The organism is Pseudonocardia sp. DR1-2 (assembly GCF_023717215.1).
Lineage (GTDB): Bacteria > Actinomycetota > Actinomycetes > Mycobacteriales > Pseudonocardiaceae > Pseudonocardia > Pseudonocardia alni.
This window is the reverse complement of record NZ_JAMQOF010000009.1, coordinates 59,440-75,414: the sequence shown is the minus strand read 5'-3', so window position 1 is coordinate 75,414 and position 15,975 is coordinate 59,440. Positions and strand designations below refer to the sequence as shown.

Sequence of the window (15,975 nt, the reverse complement as noted above, 5' to 3'; positions counted from 1 at the left end):
GAGGGGTGATGGGGTGAACGGCTCGACCGCGCAGGCGCGCGTACTCGTCGACGAGCTGGCGCGGGCCGGTGTCACCGACGCGGTCCTGTGCCCCGGCTCCCGCAACGCGCCGCCCGCGTTCGCGCTGGCCCGGGCCGACGAGCGGGGCACGGTCCGGCTGCACGTGCGCATCGACGAACGTGCCGCGGGCTTCCTCGCGCTCGGCCTGTCGCTGGCGTCGGGCCGCCCGGTCCCGGTCGTCGTCACGTCCGGGACGGCCGCGGCGAACCTGCACCCCGCGGTGCTGGAGGCGTCGCACTCGGGAGTCCCGCTGCTGGTCCTCACCGCGGACCGGCCGCCGGAGCTCGTCGGCACCGGCGCCAGCCAGACCGTCGACCAGGCCGGTCTGTACGGCGGCGCCGTGCGCTGGGCGGGCGCGCTGCCGGTGCCGGTGGGCACCACCGAGCCGGAGGCGCGGCGCTGGCGGGCGGTCGTCGCGCGGATGCTCGCCGCGGCCGTCGGTGCCGGCGCGGGCGCGCCCGGTCCGGTGCACCTGGACCTGCCCTACACCGACCCGCTCGTGCCCGACGACGACCCGCCCGGGCCGGACACCGGACACCACGACGCCGGTCTGCCCGGCGCGGACCTCCCCGCCGGACGGCCCGGCGGTGCGCCGTGGACCGCGGTGTCCCGCCCGGTCCGCGCGCTGCCCCCGCTGGAGCTCGACCCGGGGGCGCGCACGCTCGTCGTCGCCGGGGCGGGCGGGCCCGCCGCGGACCCCGGCCTGCTCGGCGGGGCCCCTCTGGTCGCGGAGCCGTCGTCGTGCTGGTGGGCGCACGCGCTGCGCACCGGGCCGTGGCTGCTCGACCGGCCGGAGCTGCGCCCCACCCAGGTCGTCGTGCTCGGCAGGCCCACCCTGCACCGGGGCGTCGCCGCGCTGCTCGCCGACCCGTCGGTGGCGGTGTTCGCCGACCCCGGTCCGGACGGCGCCCCGTGGACCGACGTCGCCGGCACGGTCCGGGCCGTCGGTGCGCTGCCCGCGCTGTCCCCGCCCGAGGACTGGGTGCGGTCCTGGCGCGACGCGGACCGGGCCGCGGCCAAGTCCCTCGACACCGCGCTCGACGACGGCACCGCCGCCGGCGCACCCGGTCTGCGGCTGGCCCGCGACCTCGTCGCCGCCCAGCCCGACGGCGGCCAGCTCGTCCTCGGTTCGTCGAACCCGGTCCGCGACGTCGCGCTGGCCGCCGTGCCCCGCTCCGGGCTCACCGTGCGGTCGAACCGCGGGGTCGCGGGCATCGACGGGACGGTGTCGACCGCCCTCGGCGCCGCGCTCGCCCACCCGGGCCCGACGGCGCTGCTGCTCGGCGACCTCACGCTGCTGCACGACACCACCGGACTGGTCGTCGGCCCGGGGGAGCCGTCCCCGGACCTGACCGTCACCGTCCTCGACGACGACGGCGGCGGCATCTTCCACCTGCTCGAACAGGGCGGCCCGTCGCACGCCCACGCCTTCGAGCGCGTCTTCGGCACGCCGACCGGCGTCGACCTCGTGGCCCTCGCCCGGGCGGCGGGCTGGCGGGCGGCCGACTGGGGCGGCGACGCGGGCGAGCTCGCGGCCCGTCCCGGCTCGGGACGTCGGCTGGTCCGGGTCGCGGCGCACCGCGCCGGGCTGCGCGACGCGCACGCCGAGCTCCGCCGGGTGGTCGCCGCGGCGCTGGACTGAGCCGGTCCCGCCCGCGTCCGCGCCACGGCACGTGCTGCCACGCCCCGGCGGACACGGCGTCCGCCCGGGCCGGGCTCAGCCCTCCAGGGACTCGCGGACCGCGCGCATCTTGGCGGCGGCCTCGCGCACCTCGCCGTCGGGCTCGGAGTCGGCGACGATCCCGCACCCGGCGAACAGCCGCGCCGTGCGTCCCTGCAGCTCGGCGCAGCGCAGCGCGATGCCCATCTCGCCCGCGCCCTCGGCGTCGACCCAGCCGACCGGGCCCGCGTAGCGGCCGCGGTCGAGACCCTCGATCTCGGAGATCAGTGCCGTCGCGTCCGGGGTCGGGGTGCCGCCGACGGCGGCCGTCGGGTGCACCGCTCCGATCAGCGTCAGCAGCGATGCGGGCCGGGCCGGGTCGAGGCGGGCGTGCACGTCGCTGGACAGGTGCGACACGTTCGGCAGGGTCAGCACCGACGGCGCGTCCGGTACGTGCAGCTCGGCCACCAGCGGGCGCAGCGACGCGGCGAGGGAGTCCACGGCGTAGGCGTGCTCGCGGCGGTCCTTCGACGAGCCGATCAGCGCGCCCGGGGTGTCGCCGTCCGGTCCGGAGCCGGGCCACATCGTGCCCGCCAGCACCCGCGACTCCACGGTCCGCCCGCGCAGCCGCAACAGCAGCTCGGGGGTGGCGCCGACCAGGCCGTCGACGGCGTAGCTCCAGCACGTCGGGTAGCGCCGGGCGAGGCCGCGGAGCAGGAACCGGGGGTCCAGCGGGCGGTCGGCGACGGCGAGCAGGTCGTGCGCGAGCACCACCTTCTCCAGCTCCCCGTCGCGCATCCGCCCGACCGCCGCGGCGACGGCGGCCCGGTACCGGTGCGCGGACACCTGGCCGTCGGCGTAGCGCAGCCGTCCGCTGGGGCGCACCGGCGACGGGACCGGCAGCCTGCCCGGGGTCTCCGGGGCGTCGGCGGGGGTGATCTCGGTGATCCAGGCGCGGTGCCCGCGCCGCCCGACGATCACCCGCGGCACGACGAGCACCGAGCCCGGGCAGCCGTCGGCGAAGGTGAACGAGGCGAACGCGAGGGCGCCGGTGCCGGGGAGGCGGACGTCGTCGTAGCCGGCGCCGGCGTCGAGCCGGTCGACCACGCGGCGCCACCAGCGGTCGGCCTCGGCGAAGCGCTCGGGTCCCGACGCGGTGAACCGCGCGACCTCGCCCCAGCCGACCACGCCCTCGCCCTGGCGCACCCAGGACAGCGCCCCGGCGTCGGCGGGCAGCACGTCCAGCAGCCGCCCGTCGAGCCGCAGCGGGCGTGTCCGGACGCGCAACGCGGTGCTGGCCGGTGCGACGGTCACCCTTCGAGAGTAGGCAACTTCCTCGGCCGGGGCGGGCGCCAGGGTGGGAGGCACCGGACACACCCGGGTGCCGGAGCGCTCCTAGAATTGGGTCCCGTGACCAGTCCGAGCGGCCGTCCCACCGGCGATGTGCTGACCGAGACCTCGGCCGTCGCGGCCCGTCTCATCGGCCGGACGCGGTACCACCTGCCCGAGATCGTCCTGGCCGTCGCACTGGCGTGGACGCTGGTCGCGCTGGTGGCCCTGGGTGGTGCGTTCCTGGAGGACGCGGCGATCGACGGCAACCGCGGCACCACCGCCGCGACCGTCCTCGACGGCTCGGACTACTGGCGCACCCTGGTCAGCTTCGTCGACGACGAGGGCCGGCTGCAGACCCCGGCCGCGGGCATCTCCTACCCGGTCGGGCTCACCCCGGGCGAGAACATCTACGTCGAGTACGACACCGCCGACCCGACGCACGTGCGCGTCGCTGGCCGCACCGCCGTCGACGGGATCCTCCCGGTCGCCGGGCTGATCGCGGGCGGCTGGGTGCTCCTCGGGCCGCTGTACGTGTGGCTGCGCCGCCGCCGGGCCCGCACCGGCACCGTCTGACGGCGCCCGGACCGGACCGGACCGCACCGGGCCGCGCCGCCCCGCACCGGGCTCAGCCCCGCCAGATCGCCCCGACCTCGGCGGCGACCTGCGGTGCGGCGACGAGCAGCCCGCCCTCGGGCAGCGGCGTCGACCGGCCGTCGCGGCCCAGCACCAGCGCGCCGGCCTCGGTGGCCAGGCAGAGCGCCCCGGCGACGTCCCACTCGTGGTAGCGGGTCAGCACCGCGGCGACGGCGTTGCCCAGCGCGACCTGGGTGATCGCCAGCGCGGCCGAGCCGAGCACCCGCACGCCGACGTGCGCGGCGCGGGCGCGTTCGACGAACCCGGGGTCGGGGTCCTCGGCGCAGATCAGCGACCCGGCGACCCGGGCGGTGCGCCGCGACGGCACCGGCACGCCGTTGGCCCGGAAGCCGCGCCCGCGGGCGGCGGCGTAGATCTGCCCGCGGCCCGGGTCGGCGACGACGCCCACGGCCGGGCCGTCGCCGTCGACCAGGGCCAGGCTGTAGGCGCACCAGGGCAGGCCCGCGACGTAGTTCGCGGTGCCGTCGACCGGGTCGACGACCCACCGCAGCGGTGCGGTGTCGGCACCGGCGTCGGCGCCGAACTCCTCGCCGACGACCGGGCAGCCGGGGAACTCCGCGGCCAGCACCCGGCGGGTGTGCCGCTCCAGGGTGCGGTCGGTGTCGGTGACCCAGTCGAACGGGTTGGCCTTGGCCGACGCGTCGAGCGATCCGGTGTGCTCGCGACCCAGCGTCGCGGTGATCACCTCGGCGGCGTCGTTGGCCAGCCGGCCCGCGGTCTCGAGCGCGCGGGAGAGCAGTGCCGGGTCCACCGGCCGGGGGGACGGCACCGGGGGTGGCGCCGTGTGTGGCGGGGTGTGGGGCACGGCCGTCATACGACCCGAGTGTCCGGGCGGGTGATGTCCCGGCGACGACGTGCGGGTGTCCACCTTGTGCCGGACGTGCCAACTCGTGACCCGCCCACCCGATGTTCGCCCAGGGTTGGGTGGTTGATCACGCCAGGGACCCGGCCCGCTGTCCCGCCCCCGTCACCGTTCCGGCCGTGCGCGTCGCAATCGTCTCGGAATGCTTCCTGCCGGTGGTCAACGGCGTCACCAACTCGGTGCTGCGGGTGTGCGAGCACCTGCGGGCAGGGGGTCACGACGTCGTGGTGATCGCGCCGGGCACCGGGGAGCCGGACTCCCACGAGGGGATCCCGGTCGTGCGGATCCCGGCCGTCGAGCTGCCGGTGGTGAACTCGATGCCGGTCGGGGTGCCCAGCAGGCGGATCCTGACCGCGCTGCGCCGGTTCCGGCCGGACGTGGTGCACCTGGCGGCGCCGTTCGTCGTCGGGGCGCGGGGGCTGGCGGCGGCGCGGCGCCTCGGCGTGCCGACGGTCGCGATCTACCAGACCGACGTCGCCGGGTTCGCCTCCGCGTACGGGCTCGGGCTGACCGCACGGGCCGCGTGGCGCTGGACCTGCCGGCTGCACGGCATGGCCGACCGGACCCTCGCGCCGTCGAGCTGGGCGACCGGGGCCCTGCGCGAGCGCGGCGTCCCGCGGGTGCACCAGTGGGCGCGCGGCGTCGACACCCGCCGGTTCACCCCGTCGCGGCGCAGCGACGCGCTGCGCGGCCGGCTCGCCCCGAACGGCGAGCGGCTCGTCGGCTTCGTCGGCCGCCTCGCCCCGGAGAAGCAGGTCGAGCGGCTCGCCGTGCTGGGGGAGCTGCCCGGGACGCGGCTGGTCGTCGTCGGCGACGGCCCCAGCGCCGACGGGCTGCGCGAGCGACTGCCCTCGGCGGCGTTCCTCGGGCACCGCGGCGGTGACGAGCTCGCGCAGATCTACGCCAGCCTCGACGTGTTCGTCCACACCGGCCAGGCCGAGACGTTCTGCCAGGCCGTGCAGGAGGCACTCGCCTCGGGCGTCCCGGTGGTCGCGCCCGACGCGGGCGGCCCGCGCGACCTCGTGCTGCCCGACCGCACCGGTTACCTCGTGGCACCCCGCCCCGACGGCGGGGAGCCCGGCGACCCGGCCACCGACGCCGCCGACCGCGAGCTGGTCGGGGCGGTCGCCGCGCTGTGCGAGCCGCAGCGCAACCGGGAGTTCGGCCTGGCCGCCCGCCAGTCGGTGCTGCGCCGCACCTGGACCGCGGTCGGCGACGAGCTGCTCGCCCACTACGGCGACGTGCTCCGCGCCGCGGCCCCGGAGCGCCTCGCGGCCTGACCGGCACGCCGCCGCCCGACCGGACCCCCGCCCGACCGGACCCCCGCCTGGTCGGGCCGCCGCCGGCCGGGCCGACGCGGCCGGGGAGGGTGCCTGCGTAGTCGTGCGGATCCGTGACCGCAGTCCGGCGGCGACGGTGGTCCCATGAGCCGCACCGTCGTCGTCGCGCCCCGTGGTGAGCTCGCCACGGTCGACACCTCCGCCACCGTCCGCCTGATGTCCCGGCTGCTCGACCCCGCGCCCGCGGTCCGTGCCGCCGCCCGTGCCGAGGTCCTCGACGCCCCGCACCGGCAGATGCCGCCGGTGCTGTTCGCGCTGTCGGAGAACCTCGTCGCCGACGGCGCGATGCCCGAGGCCGCCCGCTGGTTCTACGCGGGCCAGCTGCGGGCCCGCTACGACGCCTGCCGCTGCACCGACACCACCGCCGCCCAGGCGCTGGCCGTGCTGCGCGACCGCTTCGGCGAACCGGTGAACCGCTGGGCCTTCGCCGACCCGGCCCGGGTCCGCCGGGCCGCGGTCCGCGCCGTCGCCTGGGACCGGGCGGCGCCGCACGACTACGACCACCGCTGGATCGCGCTGCACGGCATGGGCGCCTTCACCGGCGACGGCAACGGTGTCAGCACGCCGTCGGCCGAGTGGGCGGGCGTCGCCGCCCGGGTCCGTGCCGACTACCTGAGCGGCCTGCGTGAGGTGCTGCGCGAGCAGTTCGGGCAGCAGTTCGGGCAGCGGTTCGGACGGCGGTGAGCCTGCGGCCGGGTCGCCTAAGCTGTGTTCGTGTCCCGCGCCGAGCTCGACAAGAACCCGACCGACGTCGCCCGCATGTTCGACGGCGTCGCCCGGCGCTACGACCTGACCAACACCGCGCTGTCGGGCGGCCAGGACCGCTACTGGCGGATCCAGACCCGCCGGGCCCTCGGCCTGCGCCCGGGCGAGAAGGTCCTCGACCTCGCCGCGGGGACCGCGGTCTCGACCGTCGAGCTGGCGAAGGACGGCGCTTGGTGCGTCGCTGCGGACTTCTCCCTCGGCATGCTGCGTGCGGGCGCCCGCCGTGACGTCCCGAAGGCCGCCGCCGACGCGCTGCACCTGCCCTTCGCCGACGGCAGCTTCGACGCCGTCACCATCTCCTTCGGCCTGCGCAACGTGAACGACACCGTCGCCGGCCTCCGTGAGATGGCCCGCGTGACCCGCCCCGGCGGCCGCCTGGTCGTCTGCGAGTTCTCGACGCCGACCTGGGCCCCCTTCCGCGTGCTCTACCAGAACGCGGTGCTCGGCCACGCCCTCCCGGCGATCGCCCGCACGGTCTCCTCGAACCCCGAGGCCTACCTGTACCTGGCCGAGTCGATCCGGGACTGGCCCGACCAGCCCGCACTCGCCGGGAAGATCGCCGACGCCGGCTGGGAGCGCCCCGCCTGGCGGAACCTGACCTTCGGCGCCGTCGCGCTGCACCGGGCGTACAAGCCGGCCTGAGCCCCCGCCGCCCCGTCCCGCCGCGGAACAGCGCACACGCTGACGGGTTCCCGCGCGGCCAGCGCCCGGGGCCGGGGCCGGGGCCGGGCGAATCCGCTCACCGGGTAAGCGAGTTGGCAAGGGAATGCACGGCCCCGGGGATCGCGCTCGATCTGCTGCGCCGGGCCCGGCAGCACCACGCGACGACGTGCTCCCTTCTCGGAATTCGCTCACCGGGTAAGCGAATTCGGAGAAGGGAGGGTCCGGAGTCGCGTCTCTCATGGCACGCGGCGGTCCGCGGTGCAGCGGTGGGCGCTGCGGCGGTCGGTCACCCTGCGCCCGGCGGTCGGTGGTCGGCTGCGTGGGAGTCGGCTGCGTGGGAGGTCGGCTGCGTGGGAGGTCGACCGCGTGGGAGGTCGACCACGGGAGGGCCGACTGTGCGAGGGGACGCCGCGATGCGCAGCCCGGCACTGGCCGTCACCGCCCACTGACCCTGCGTCGAAGCGCGTTGCGCCGCAAGGAGTCCCGCGTCGTCGCCCGATCCGCCCACGCGATCACGGCGACGTCGTCCTACACTGCTCGCGCAGTTCGTGAACTTTTTCACAAGGGTGGTGGGAGACACGCGACCCGGAGCGCGCCGACCTGCACGGATGCGGATCACATGTGACCCGTGCCCCGTCACAGGTAAGGCTCGCCTGGGTTCTTGGTCACAGGGGACCGGACATAGGGTCGCCGCGACCGGCTCGTCGATCACCACCAACGACGGTGGCGCCGCGACAACGAAGGTGTAGGAATGCTCGATCCCTATCTCCCGCTCGTCCTGCTGTTCGTGTTGGCGGCGGGCTTCGCGGTGTTCTCGGTCGCCTCCGCGCCGTTGATCGGTCCGCGCCGGTTCAACCGGGCCAAGCTGGACTCCTACGAGTGCGGTATCGAGCCCTCGCCGCAGCCGGTCGTCGGCGGCGGTCGCGTGCCGGTCGCCTACTACCTCACGGCGATGCTGTTCATCCTGTTCGACATCGAGCTGGTGTTCATGTACCCGTACGCCGTCGTCGCCGATGCGGTCGGCGTCTTCGGGTTCGTGGCCATCACGCTCTACATCGCCACGATCGCCTTCGCGTACGCCTACGAATGGCGTCGCGGCGGGCTCGAGTGGAGCTGAGGCCGTCATGGGACTCGAGGAGAACCTGCCCAGCGGCGTCCTGCTGACCAACGTCGAGAAGCTGGTCAACTGGACCCGGAAGTCGTCGCTCTGGCCTGCCACGTTCGGCCTGGCCTGCTGCGCCATCGAGATGATGACCACCGGCGCCCCGCGCTACGACCTCGCCCGGTTCGGCATGGAGGTCTTCCGGGCCTCGCCGCGCCAGGCGGACCTGATGATCGTCGCGGGCCGCGTGAGCAACAAGATGGCGCCGGTCCTGCGCCAGATCTACGACCAGATGCCCGAGCCGCGCTGGGTGCTCGCCATGGGCGTGTGCGCCAGCTCCGGCGGCATGTTCAACAACTACGCGATCGTCCAGGGCGTGGACCACGTCGTCCCGGTCGACATGTACCTGCCCGGCTGCCCGCCGCGGCCGGAGATGCTGATCGACGCGATCCTCAAGATCCACGCCAAGATCATGGACGAGCCGCTCGGCCCGAAGCGGGCCGCCGAGCTCGCCGAGTCCGGGTACCGCACGCCGATGGTGCCGTCGTCGGTCAAGTACGCGCCGAAGCACAAGCAGCTCGGTGCGCTGAAGACCACGCACACCCCCGACGTCCCGAACTACCTGGAGCCGGGCTCGCAGCCCAAACCGGCCCCGAACGCGCTCGCGCCGGGGGAGACCCTGGAGCTGCCGTCGCTGGCCGACGCGGCCCGCGGAGGTGACGCGACGTGACCGAGCCGACCGGCACCTCCAAGGACGGGGCCGAGCCCACCGGCGGCGCGCACTCGTCGTCGCAGGAGAGCGGCGCCGCGGCCGAGGAGCAGCGGATGGCGGGCGGCGAGGCCCCCGGCGACCTGGCCGCTCCCGGGGACGCGGCCACCCCCTCCGACGCGCTGGGCGGCGCCCGCCCCGCGCAGAGGATGACCGAGACCCGTACCCGCTCGGGCATGTTCGGCGTCCGCGGCTCCGGCGACACCTCCGGCTACGGCGGCCTGCGTCTGCAGGGCTGGGCCCCGGCCCCGGCCGAGCGGCCCTTCGGCGGCTGGTTCGACGAGTTCGCCGACGAGCTCGGCGCGGCCCTCGACGAGCGCGGCATCCCGCGCGCCGCGATCGAGCAGGTCACGATCGACCGCGACGAGATGACCCTCTACGTCGAGCCCGCCCGGCTGCACGAGGTCGCCCGCACCCTGCGCGACGACCCGGGCCTGCGCTTCGAGTTCTGCTCCGGCGTGTCCGGTGTGGACTACTCGGCGCCGGACGGCGCTCCGGTCGACCGGCCGCTGCACGTCGTCTACCACCTGCTGTCGATGACCTACCGGCGCCGGGTGCGCCTGGAGGTCGCGCTCGACATGGGAGACGCCGCGAACCCGCCCACCGTGCCGAGCGTCGTCGACGTCTACCCGACGGCCGACTGGCACGAGCGCGAGACCTGGGACATGTACGGCGTCGTCTTCGACGGCCACCCGGCGCTGACCCGGATCCTCATGCCGGACGACTGGGACGGCCACCCCCAGCGCAAGAGCTACCCGCTGGGCGGCATCCCCGTGGAGTACAAGGGCGCGGAGATCCCCCCGCCCGATGAGCGGAGGGCCTACTCGTGACGACTGACGCCGACCCCACCACCGCCGACGCCACCACCGACCCGTACGCCGCGCCCGGCCGCGAGACCACCGAGGGCACGGTCTACACCGTCACCGGCGGCGACTGGGACGACCTGCTCGAGGCCGAGCACGACGACCGCATCGTCATCAACATGGGCCCGCAGCACCCGTCGACGCACGGGGTGCTGCGCCTGGTCCTGGAGCTGGAGGGCGAGACCGTCACCCAGGGCCGCGCGGTCATCGGCTACCTGCACACCGGTATCGAGAAGAACTGCGAGTACCGGACCTGGACCCAGGGCGTCACCTTCGTGACCCGGGCGGACTACCTGGCCCCGCTGTTCAACGAGGGCGCCTACTGCATGGCCGTCGAGAAGCTGCTGGGCGTCGAGGTCCCGCAGCGGGCCGAGCACCTGCGGGTGCTGCTCTGGGAGCTGAACCGGATCGGCTCGCACCTGGTCGCGCTGGCGACCGGCGGCATGGAGCTGGGCGCGCTGACCGGCATGACCTCCGGCTTCCGCGAGCGCGAGGAGGTGCTCCACCTGCTGGAGTTCCTCACCGGCCTGCGGATGAACCACGCGTTCATCCGCCCCGGCGGCCTGGCCCAGGACATGCCCGAGGGCTGGCAGGAGAAGGTCCGTGACTTCCTGAAGGTCATGAACTCCCGGCTGCCCGACTACGACCGGCTGCTCACCGGGCAGCCGATCTGGCGCCAGCGCCTGGAGGGCGTCGGCTACCTGCCCGTCGACGGCTGCCTGGCCCTCGGCGCGTCCGGCCCGATCCTCCGCTCGGCGGGTCTGGCGTGGGACCTGCGCAAGCACATGCCGTACTCGGTCTACGACCAGTACGACTTCGAGGTCCCGACGGCCACCGAGGCCGACTGCTTCGCCCGCTACCGGATGCGCGTCGCCGAGATCCACGAGTCGCTCAAGATCATGGAGCAGGCGGTGACGAAGCTCGACGAGCTCGGCCCGGGCCGCGTCATGGTCGACGACCCGAAGGTCGCCTGGCCGGCGCAGCTGTCGGTCGGCAGCGACGGCATGGGCAACACCCTCGAGCACGTCCGCAAGATCATGGGTCAGTCGATGGAGTCGCTGATCCACCACTTCAAGCTGGTCACCGAGGGCTTCGGAGTCCCGCCGGGGCAGGCCTACGCGGCCGTCGAGTCCCCGCGCGGCGAGCTCGCGGTGCACGCCGTGTCCGACGGCGGCACCCGCCCGGTCCGCATCCACGTCCGGGACCCCAGCTTCGTGAACCTGCAGACGATGCCCGCGATGAGCGAGGGCGGCCAGGTCGCCGACGTCATCGCGGCCGTCGCCTCGATCGATCCCGTGATGGGAGGTTGCGACCGATGACGGTCCCCCCGCAGGAGAAGAGCCCCGTCTCGCCGGTGTTCGACGAGCTGACCCGGCAGCGCACCACGGAGATCATCTCCCTCTACCCGGAGTCCCGGTCGGCGCTGCTGCCGCTGCTGCACCTGGTGCAGTCGGTCGAGGGGTACGTCAGCCCCGACGGCATCCGCTACTGCGCGGAGGCGCTGGAGCTGACCACCGCCGAGGTGTCGGCGGTCGCGACGTTCTACACGATGTACAAGCGCACCCCGTGCGGCGAGCACCTGGTCAGCGTGTGCACCAACACGCTGTGCGCGGCGCTGGGCGGCGACGACATCTACGCCCGCCTGCGCACGCAGCTGGGTACCGAGGACCGTCCGCTGGGCCACGAGGAGACGGCGGGGGAGCCCGGCAGCACCGGCTCGGTCACCCTCGAGCACGCCGAGTGCCTCGCGGCCTGCGACCTCGCCCCGGTGCTGCAGGTCAACTACGAGTACTTCGACAACCAGACCGTCGAGTCCGCGGTGGAGCTCGTCGACGCCCTGCGTCGCGGCGAGCGCCCGCAGCCGACCCGCGGGGCGCCGCTGACCGACCTGCGGACCGTCGAGCTGGAGCTGGCCGGGTTCACCGACGACGCCGGAGGCGTCGACACGACGGCCCGCGTCGAGGGCCCGTCCGGTGCGATCGAGTCGGTGCGCGGGGCCCGGATGGCCGAGGAGAACGGCTGGACCGCCCCGGCGCTGCCCGACGAGCCGCCGGCGATGCCCGCGCTACCGGAGAAGAAGTGATCGCATGAGCACCACAGAGCCTGTGCGCAAGCCGGACCCGATCACGCCCGTCCTGACCAGGCGCTGGCTGTCGCCGCGGTCCTGGTCGATCGACACCTACGAGCAGCTCGAGGGCTACACCTCCCTGCGTACCGCGTTCGCCGCCCACCCCGACCAGCTCATCCAGCTGGTGAAGGACTCCGGGCTGCGCGGCCGCGGTGGTGCCGGGTTCCCCACCGGCATGAAGTGGGGGTTCATCCCGCAGGACGACGGCAGCGGCACGGGCCCCGGTGCGAAGCCGAAGTACCTGGTCATCAACGCCGACGAGGGCGAGCCGGGTACCTGCAAGGACATCCCGACGATGATGGCCGACCCGCACGCGCTCATCGAGGGCTGCATCGTCACCAGCTACGCGATCCGCGCCAACTTCTGCGCGATCTACGTCCGCGGCGAGGCGCTGCACTGCATCCGCAGGCTGCGCGCCGCCGTCCGCGAGGCGAAGGCGAAGGGCTACCTCGGCCGCGACATCCTCGGCTCCGGGTTCGACCTGGAGATCGTGGTGCACGCCGGTGCGGGTGCCTACATCTGCGGCGAGGAGACGGCGCTGCTCGACTCGCTCGAGGGCCGTCGCGGTCAGCCCCGGCTCAAGCCGCCGTTCCCGGCGACCGCCGGGCTCTACGCCTGCCCGACCGTCGTCAACAACGTCGAGACCATCGCCAGCGTCCCCGCCATCGTCAACGGCGGGGCGGCCTGGTTCCGCTCGATGGGGCGCGAGAAGTCGCCCGGCCCGAAGATCTACTCGGTCTCCGGGCACGTCGAGCGTCCCGGCCAGTACGAGGCGCCGCTGGGCATCACGCTGCGGGAGCTCCTGGAGCTCGCCGGCGGGATGAAGGACGGGGTCCCGCTGAAGTTCTGGACCCCGGGCGGCTCGTCGACACCCCTGTTCACCGCCGAGCACCTCGACGTCCCCCTGGACTTCGAGGGCGCGGCCGAGGCCGGCTCCATGCTGGGGACGACCGCGGTGCAGGTCTTCAACGAGACCGTCTCGGTGCCGTGGGCGGTCATGAAGTGGACCGAGTTCTACAAGCACGAGAGCTGCGGCAAGTGCACCCCGTGCCGCGAGGGCACGTACTGGCTGGTCCAGGTGCTGCAGCGGATGGTGCGCGGCGAGGGCACCTCGACCGACATCGACACCCTGCTCGACGTCTGCGACAACATCCTCGGCCGCTCCTTCTGCGCCCTCGGCGACGGCGCCACCTCGCCCATCACCAGCGCGGTGAAGTACTTCCGACAGGAGTTCCTGGACCTGATCGCCGACCAGCCGGACGTCGACCGTCCCGAGCAGCTGGCCGCACTGACCGGAGCGAGCGCATGACCCTCACACCGGAGCGGAACGCCACCGAGGAGACACCCGTCCCCGAGGGCCACGTCCGTCTCACCATCGACGGCCAGGTCGTCGACGCCCCCAAGGGCGAGCTGCTGATCCGCACCTGCGAGCGCCTCGGCATCGTGATCCCGCGGTTCTGCGACCACCCGCTCCTCGACCCGGCCGGCGCCTGCCGCCAGTGCCTGGTCGAGGTGGAGATGGGCGGCCGGCCGATGCCGAAGCCGCAGGCCAGCTGCACCATGACCGTCGCCGACGGGATGGTGGTGAAGACCCAGCACACCTCCGAGCGGGCCGACAAGGCGCAGCAGGGTGTGATGGAGCTGCTGCTCATCAACCACCCGCTGGACTGCCCGATCTGCGACAAGGGCGGCGAGTGCCCGCTGCAGAACCAGGCGATGGCGCACGGCCGGTCGGACTCCCGCTTCGTCGAGACCAAGCGGACCTTCCCGAAGCCGCTGCCGATCTCGAGCCAGGTGCTGCTCGACCGCGAGCGCTGCGTGCTCTGCCAGCGCTGCACCCGGTTCTCCGAGGAGATCGCCGGCGACCCGTTCATCGACCTGCTCGAGCGCGGGGCGAAGCAGCAGATCGGCGTCGCCGAGGACCAGCCGTTCCAGTCCTACTTCTCCGGCAACACGATCCAGATCTGCCCGGTCGGGGCGCTCACCAGCGCCGCGTACCGGTTCCGGTCGCGCCCGTTCGACCTGCGCTCGACCCCGGGCGTGTGCGAGCACTGCAGCTCCGGCTGCGCCTCGCGCACCGACTCCCGTCGCGGGACCGTGCTGCGCCGGCTGGCGGGCAACGACCCGGAGGTCAACGAGGAGTGGCTCTGCGACAAGGGCCGGTTCGCCTTCCGCTACACCGGTAGCCAGGGCCGCATCACCCGGCCGCTGGTCCGGCGCGCGGACGGCACGCTGGAGGAGGCCTCCTGGACCGAGGCGCTCGCCGTCGCCGCGGAGGGGTTGCTCGCGGCCCGCGCGGCCGGCGGCATCGGCGTCCTGCCCGGGGGACGGCTGACCGTCGAGGACGCCTACGCCTACGCCAAGTTCGCCCGCGTCGTCGCCGGCACCAACGACATCGACTTCCGCGCCCGCCCGCACTCGGGCGAGGAGCTGGAGTTCCTCGCCGCGCACGTCGCCGGGGGTACTCCTCAGGACTCGGTGACCTTCACGGCGGTCGAGAACGCCCCCGCGGTGCTCACCGTCGGCACCGACCCCGAGGAGGAGTCGGGCATCGTCTTCCTGCGCCTGCGCAAGGCGTACCGGAAGCGCGGGCTGCGCCACTTCCAGGTCGGCCCGTTCACCAGCTACGGCGCCGAGAAGACCGGCGCCACCGTGCTGCACGCGGTGCCCGGCGCGGAGGCCGCGGTCGTCGCCGACCCGGGCGCCGACGTCGTCGCCGCGCTGGAGCAGCCGGGCGCGGTGATCCTCGTCGGGGACCGGGCCGCGGAGTCGCCGGGCCTGTACTCGGCGGTGTCCGCGCTCGCCGCCCGCACCGGTGCGGCGATCGGCTGGCTGCCGCGCCGGGCCGGGGACCGCGGTGCGGTCGAGGCGGGCGCGCTGCCCACCCTGCTGCCCGGCGGCCGGCTCGTCACCGACGCCGCCGCCCGCGCCGAGCTGGAGCAGGTCTGGGGCGCCCCCGTGCCGGCCACCCCTGGCCGCGACGGCGACGCGATCCTCGCCGCCGCGGCGAGCGGGGCGCTCGCGGCCCTGGTGGTGGGCGGGGTCGACCCGCAGGACATGGCCGACCCGACGGCCGCGATCACCGCGCTGCGCGAGGTCGGGTTCCTGGTCAGTCTGGAGATCCACACCTCGGCGGTCACCGAGCTCGCCGACGTCGTCCTCCCGGTCGCCCCGGACGCCCAGCGCTCCGGCGCCTACGTGAACTGGGAGGGGCGCCGCCGCGAGTTCGGCGTCGCGCTCGATGCGACCGGCGTGCTCCCGGACTGCCGGGTGCTCGACACCCTCGGCGTCGAGATGGACGCGGACCTGTTCACCCAGACCCCGGCCGCCGCGGCCGGGGAGCTGGAGCGGCTCGGCTCGCGCCGCGCCGGCGGCGTCGCACCGGACCACACGGCGGGCCAGGCCCGGCGTCCCGGTTACGGCCAGGCGGTCCTCGCCACCTCGCGCCAGATGATCGACGACGGCAGCCTCCAGATCGACGAGCCCGCGCTCGCCGGCACGGCGCGGCGGCCCTACGTCAAGGTCAACGCGGCCACCGCGGAGCGGCTCGCGCTGGTCGAGGGCGCCGAGGCGACGGTCCGCACCGACCGCGGGGCGATCACCCTGCCGGTCGCACTGACCGACCTGCCCGACGGCGTCGTCTGGCTGCCGACCTGCTCGCCCGGCTCGCACGTCCGCCCCACGCTCGGGGTGGGCCACGGTGACCTCGTGACGGTCGGTCCGGCCGGGAACGGAAGCGCGTCGTGAACCTGTCCCAGGTCCCGCCCGCCCCGGTGG

At 74.8% G+C, this 15,975-nt stretch carries 14 protein-coding genes; 12 read left to right on the top strand and 2 right to left on the bottom strand.

Annotation, left to right across the window (positions count from 1 at the left end; all coding sequences use genetic code 11):
- Window positions 1-13: 13 nt before the first annotated feature.
- The gene (menD, locus tag ND486_RS24230; protein ID WP_251786728.1) at window positions 14-1,702 is read left to right on the top strand and encodes a 2-succinyl-5-enolpyruvyl-6-hydroxy-3-cyclohexene-1-carboxylic-acid synthase; all 1,689 of its coding nucleotides are present in this window, start codon (window positions 14-16) and stop codon (window positions 1,700-1,702) included.
- Window positions 1,703-1,777: 75 nt separating this feature from the next.
- Here menD and ND486_RS24225 read toward each other — a convergent pair whose 3' ends face one another.
- Entirely contained in the window at window positions 1,778-3,034 is a 1,257-nt protein-coding gene (locus ND486_RS24225) for an isochorismate synthase (protein WP_251786727.1), read from the bottom strand.
- 96 nt (window positions 3,035-3,130) lie between these two features.
- Here ND486_RS24225 and ND486_RS24220 point away from each other — a divergent pair, with 96 nt between their 5' ends.
- Window positions 3,131-3,625 (top strand): DUF3592 domain-containing protein, encoded by a 495-nt coding sequence (locus tag ND486_RS24220; RefSeq protein ID WP_208818959.1) that lies wholly within the window; start codon window positions 3,131-3,133, stop codon window positions 3,623-3,625.
- Between the two features lie 52 nt (window positions 3,626-3,677).
- Here the strand turns inward: ND486_RS24220 and ND486_RS24215 are convergent, their stop codons facing one another.
- Window positions 3,678-4,520: an inositol monophosphatase family protein gene (locus ND486_RS24215; RefSeq protein ID WP_251786726.1), complete on the bottom strand. Its 843-nt coding sequence runs from the start codon at window positions 4,518-4,520 to the stop codon at window positions 3,678-3,680.
- A gap of 167 nt (window positions 4,521-4,687) precedes the next feature.
- Between ND486_RS24215 and ND486_RS24210 the strand changes: the two genes are divergently transcribed.
- The 10 genes from ND486_RS24210 to ND486_RS24165 all read left to right on the top strand — a co-directional run bounded on the left by ND486_RS24210 (window position 4,688) and on the right by ND486_RS24165 (window position 15,945).
- Entirely contained in the window at window positions 4,688-5,848 is a 1,161-nt protein-coding gene (locus ND486_RS24210) for a glycosyltransferase family 1 protein (RefSeq protein WP_208818961.1), read from the top strand.
- Between the two features lie 144 nt (window positions 5,849-5,992).
- The gene (locus ND486_RS24205; protein ID WP_251786725.1) at window positions 5,993-6,592 is read left to right on the top strand and encodes a hypothetical protein; all 600 of its coding nucleotides are present in this window, start codon (window positions 5,993-5,995) and stop codon (window positions 6,590-6,592) included.
- A gap of 30 nt (window positions 6,593-6,622) precedes the next feature.
- A complete protein-coding gene (locus tag ND486_RS24200) occupies window positions 6,623-7,315 on the top strand; it encodes a demethylmenaquinone methyltransferase (RefSeq protein ID WP_062403809.1) in 693 nt (230 codons plus the stop codon).
- A 772-nt stretch (window positions 7,316-8,087) separates the two neighbouring features.
- Window positions 8,088-8,453, top strand: a complete 366-nt coding sequence (locus ND486_RS24195) for an NADH-quinone oxidoreductase subunit A (protein ID WP_062397987.1) — start codon at window positions 8,088-8,090, stop codon at window positions 8,451-8,453.
- 7 nt (window positions 8,454-8,460) lie between these two features.
- Window positions 8,461-9,168: an NADH-quinone oxidoreductase subunit B family protein gene (locus tag ND486_RS24190; RefSeq protein WP_062397985.1), complete on the top strand. Its 708-nt coding sequence runs from the start codon at window positions 8,461-8,463 to the stop codon at window positions 9,166-9,168.
- Window positions 9,169-9,263: 95 nt separating this feature from the next.
- The gene (locus ND486_RS24185) at window positions 9,264-10,037 is read left to right on the top strand and encodes an NADH-quinone oxidoreductase subunit C (protein WP_374231756.1); all 774 of its coding nucleotides are present in this window, start codon (window positions 9,264-9,266) and stop codon (window positions 10,035-10,037) included.
- Window positions 10,034-11,389, top strand: coding sequence for an NADH-quinone oxidoreductase subunit D (locus ND486_RS24180; protein WP_208818963.1), 1,356 nt, complete (start codon window positions 10,034-10,036; stop codon window positions 11,387-11,389). The genes ND486_RS24185 and ND486_RS24180 overlap by 4 nt, the downstream gene beginning before the upstream one ends.
- Window positions 11,386-12,153 carry an NADH-quinone oxidoreductase subunit NuoE gene (gene nuoE, locus ND486_RS24175; protein WP_208818964.1) on the top strand — a complete coding sequence of 256 codons (768 nt, stop codon included), beginning with the start codon at window positions 11,386-11,388 and terminating at the stop codon, window positions 12,151-12,153. The genes ND486_RS24180 and nuoE overlap by 4 nt, the downstream gene beginning before the upstream one ends.
- A 4-nt stretch (window positions 12,154-12,157) precedes the next feature.
- Entirely contained in the window at window positions 12,158-13,507 is a 1,350-nt protein-coding gene (nuoF, locus tag ND486_RS24170; protein ID WP_251786724.1) for an NADH-quinone oxidoreductase subunit NuoF, read from the top strand.
- Window positions 13,504-15,945 carry an NADH-quinone oxidoreductase subunit G gene (locus tag ND486_RS24165; RefSeq protein WP_251786723.1) on the top strand — a complete coding sequence of 814 codons (2,442 nt, stop codon included), beginning with the start codon at window positions 13,504-13,506 and terminating at the stop codon, window positions 15,943-15,945. The genes nuoF and ND486_RS24165 overlap by 4 nt, the downstream gene beginning before the upstream one ends.
- Window positions 15,946-15,975: the final 30 nt, after the last annotated feature.